The following is a 4,384-nucleotide window of genomic DNA, read 5'->3' on the forward strand; positions in this document are numbered from 1 at the left end:
CTTTCCAACGGGACGACCACCGAGCACGGCACCGGCGTCTTCGCGTACCGGAAGCACGTCGGCGTGGCGAAGGCCGCGTTCGACCGCAGCGTCACCGACTTCGACCACCGCACGGCCACCGTCAACGGCACCGTCACCACCCTCGACCCGAGCGGTGATCCGGCGCAGCCCGCGCCGGCCGGCGCGGGGATCACCGTCCGGTTCACCGGGACGATGCACGCCGGTAGCAGCGTCTCCAAGCCAGTCACCGCCGAAGCGGTGACCGCTCCCGACGGCACGTTCGCCGTGCCGGTCACGCCCGGTGGCCGGCTGACCGACGGCACCGTCCAAGTAGTCGGCAGCTCGCTGGACACCGACAGTGTCGCCGACGCCCCGCTGGCCCTTCCCGACGTGGGAACGGCGGGGATGCGAGTCCGGATCCTCGGCGGGCCGGAGCACGTGCGGATCCACGCCGGGCAGTCGTTCCGCGTGGCCGGCACCGTCCAACGGCTGACGCCGAACCACGGCTGGCAGCCGCTGGTCGGGGCCCAGGTCGTCACCACCCGCGGCACGGACGTCGACTACTGGAACTACACCATCCCCGGGCTGTTGGGCAGCGGCCTCTCCGACGCAGCCGGGCACTTCAGCTACCTCGCCGGGGTCAGCTCCTCGACAGGCTTCGTCACGCACGCCCGGTTCTCCGAGTACGTCGGCCAGGCCATCATCGGCGGGTCGGTCTCCGTCCCGGTGCGCGCCAGCTACACGGGCTTGCGGGTCACCATCGACCGGTTCCGTGAGGTGCAGGCGTCCGGCTACTTGCGGGGACCGTGCGGCCACCAGTCGATCCAGCTCCAGTACTCCGCGAGCGGGCGCAGCGGATGGAAGCGGCTGGCCTCGGCCTACTCGGACGACAAGTACGACACCCACAGCTGCAAGTTCACGGTCAAGGGCGTCGGCGCCGTCGACGGGTACTACCGCATCGCACATACGGAATCGGATCAACTGTTGGCGTTCACGAGCGGCGCTCATCACCTCTACCGCATCGCCAGCCGGACGTCGTTCTCGATCTCGCCGTCCCACCCGTCGCACAACGCCGCCTTGTCGGCCAGCGGCACGGTGACCCAGCGGGTGAAGGGCAAGTGGGTCGCCCTACGCAACGCGCGCGTCGTGCTGGTGTACCGCCCGAAGGGCGACCGCTACTGGTACCGCGTCGACAAGGGGACGACGAGCGGCACGGGCCACTTCCACCTCGACGGCAAGGCCTACGGCGACGGCTACTGGGGCGTCTACTACAACAACGATTCCCAGCACTACTACAGCCAGGCAGCGCCTCGCTATGTCGACGTCCGCTGACCGCCGGGAGGGGCGTCGCATGAAATTGCTCGCTGTATCGGCGATCGCCGTCACGGCCATGGGGCTCACTCCGGCCACCGCCTCGGCGGCCACGGATCCGCTGGGCGTGGGCATAGTCCGGAACAACGACTACCAGCGCGGGCTGTTCGCCGTCCCGGTGTGGACGAACGCGCCGTCCGCGCACGTCGACACCGTCACCGCGACGATCCGCGACGGCGCCACCACGATCACCACGGTGCCGCTGACCGAGGACGCGCAGTCACCCGGTCTCTGGGAGCCCGATACGGCGTTGAGCCTGACGCGGCACGGCGGCGCGATCCCCGACGTTGGTCGCTACGCCATCGACGTCACGGCGCACGACACCGCGGACGACTCGGTGACGCGCACCGACGCCGGCACGCTCGACTTCACGTTCCGCCCCGAGTTCGATCAGGCGAACGGCGCGTGGGACGGCATCACCTTCACCCGGCCGACGCTCGACGCGACGCACCGCAGCACGACCGCCACCGGGGTGCTCCTCGGCGTCGAGCCCGGCGCCGGCGGGGTGGCCGTCCCGCTCGAGGGAGAAACGGTCACGGTGACCCGGCGCTACACCAGTGGCCGCCCGGGCCTCCCGGCCGACGCGAGCTATCAGGTAACGACCGGCGCGGACGGCGGCTGGACGACCGGCGACCTCGAATTGGTGGACTGGACCGCCTTCACCAGCTCGTTCACCGCCGACACGACCAGAGTGCACGGCACGGCGACCGGCTCGGCGAGCCCCGGCTTCGCGCAAACGCCGGTCACGGTCACGGCGCACACCAACCGCTCCCGCTTCGAACCCGGACAGTCGATCGTCGTCACGGGCAAGGTCCTGGCCGGCAGCCAGCCGGTGGTCGGTCTGCGGGTCGCGCTCAACCTCAGCCCGTACCAATCGAACGAACCCGAGCGAGTCGTCGTCACCGACGCGCGCGGCAACTTCTCCGGCACGGTCGTCGCCGTCCCCGACTACTGGGTGACGTGGAGTGCCAGCACCGATGACGCCTTCTACGACGGGAGCACGTCAGGCGAGATCAAGGTTCCGGCCGAGGCGGCGTACAGCCACGTCTCGATCGTGCTCGCGGCCACCGGCACGGTCACGGCGCGGGCGACTCTCGACCGGCTCTATCCCGACAACGCGAGCCTCGGGCGGCAGCGCACCGACCTGCAGTATTCGCGCGACGGCAAGACGGCGTGGAAGAGCATCGCTCACGTGACGCCCGACTACTACTCCGCCGTCGTTCTGACCACGCCGGGCTACTCCGACGGCTACTACCGGCTCTACCACCCGGCCTCCGACGATCTCGCCCACGCGTACAGCGCGGTGTACCACCGCAGCCGGATCCCGACCCGCGTCACCGGCAACGACGCCGGCCCGGAGCCGATCCGCTCCGGCCGCACCCTCACCGTCCGCGGCACGCTGCAGGAGTACCGCGGGGGCTGGCGGACGATGGGCCACAAGCACGTCGAGCTGTGGTTCCTCGCCAATGGTGCGAAGAGGTGGAGCTACGTCAGCTCGGGCACCACCGATTCGCGCGGGCGCGCCGTCCTGCACGGCACCGCGACCAAGAGCGGCAAGTGGATCGTCCAGTACTGGGCTGACACGGCCCACTTCAACAGCTACGCGACGGCCGACCCGGTCGCGATCCGCTGACCGGAGCGGGAAGGCGGACCTCGGTCAGTTCAGCTCGAGGCCGGGGTACAGCGGGTTCGCCGCGAGCAGCTCGGCGGCGGCGTCCTGGGTCTTGGCGGCCACGCCGTCCCCGATCGAGTACTTCGCCTTGGACGCCGCGCCCGACGCCGCCGTCGCCGGCGAGGTCGCCGTCAGCACGTCCACCATCAGCTCGGCGACCCGGTCGAACTCGGCCGGCCCGAAGCCGCGCGAGGTGAGCGCCGGGGTGCCGATGCGCACGCCCGAGGTGTACCAGGCGCCGTTCGGGTCGCGGGGGATCGCGTTGCGGTTGGTGACGATGCCGGCGTCGAGCAGCGCCGACTCGGCCTGCCGGCCGGTGAGCCCGAACGAGGTCACGTCGATGAGGACGAGGTGGTTCTCGGTGCCGCCGGTGACGAGCCGGGCGCCGCGCTTCATCAGGCCGTCCGCCAGGGCCACCGCGTTGTCGGCCACGTCCTGCGCGTAGCCGCGGAACGAATCCTGGCGCGCCTCGGCCAGCGCCACCGCCTTGGCCGCCATGACGTGCCCGAGCGGGCCGCCGAGCACCATCGGGCATCCGCGGTCGACGGCGTCGGCGTACTCCGGCTGGCACAGCACCAGCCCACCGCGCGGCCCGCGCAGCGACTTGTGGGTGGTGGTCGTGGTGACGTGCGCGTGCGGCACCGGGTCGAAGTCGCCGGTGAAGACCTTGCCGGCGACGAGACCGGCGAAGTGGGCCATGTCCACCATCAGCGTCGCGCCGACCTCGTCGGCGATCTCGCGCATCTTCGCGAAGTTCACCTTGCGCGGGTAGGCGGAGTAGCCGGCGATGAGGACGAGCGGCTTGAACTCCTGCGCCGCCGCCCGCACCTTGTCGTAGTCGAGCAGGCCGGTCTCCGCGTCCGTCCCGTACGAGCGCTGCTCGAACATCTTGCCGCTGATGTTCGGACGGAACCCGTGCGTGAGGTGCCCACCGGCGTCGAGCGACATGCCGAGCGCGCGCTGGTTGCCGAGCTCCTTGCGCAGAGTCTCCCAGTCCTCGGGGGTGAGGTCGTTGACGTGCTTCGCGCCCGCCTTCGCCAGCGCGGGTGACTCGACGCGATGCGCGAGGATCGCCCAGAACGCGACGAGGTTCGCGTCGATGCCCGAGTGCGGCTGCGCATACGCATGCGGGGCGCCGAACAACGCCTTCGCGTGCTCGGCGGCGGCCTGCTCGACGGTGTCGACGTTCTGGCAGCCGGCGTAGAACCGGTGGCCGATCGTGCCTTCGGCGTACTTGTCCGAGAGCCAGGTGCCCATCGTGAGCAGGACGGCCGGCGAGGCGTAGTTCTCGCTGGCGATGAGCTTGAGGGACGCGCGCTGGTCGGCGAGTTCACTGCGGAT

Annotated in this window: 3 protein-coding genes; 2 read left to right on the top strand and 1 reads right to left on the bottom strand. The window is 70.7% G+C overall.

Going from position 1 to position 4,384, the window contains the following annotated elements; translation table 11 throughout:
- Positions 1 to 1,332, top strand: a 1,332-nt coding sequence (locus JF597_RS51310) for a hypothetical protein (RefSeq protein WP_294013444.1), incomplete at its 5' end; no start/stop codon positions are given.
- 19 nt (positions 1,333 to 1,351) lie between these two features.
- A complete protein-coding gene (locus tag JF597_RS51315) occupies positions 1,352 to 3,004 on the top strand; it encodes a hypothetical protein (protein WP_294013447.1) in 1,653 nt (550 codons plus the stop codon).
- A gap of 24 nt (positions 3,005 to 3,028) precedes the next feature.
- On the opposite strand, the gene JF597_RS51320 is transcribed toward JF597_RS51315, so the two are convergent.
- On the bottom strand, positions 3,029 to 4,384 hold a 1,356-nt coding region (locus tag JF597_RS51320; RefSeq protein WP_294013449.1), incomplete at its 5' end, for a glycine hydroxymethyltransferase.

Source organism: Streptomyces sp. (genome assembly GCF_019510245.1).
In the GTDB taxonomy this organism is placed as follows: domain Bacteria; phylum Actinomycetota; class Actinomycetes; order Streptomycetales; family Streptomycetaceae; genus Streptomyces.

What these genes read in the sequence shown, in the direction of transcription:
- JF597_RS51315 (WP_294013447.1), top strand. Translation starts at nt 1,352, where the DNA reads ATGAAATTGCTCGCTGTATCGGCGATCGCCGTCACGGCCATGGGGCTC.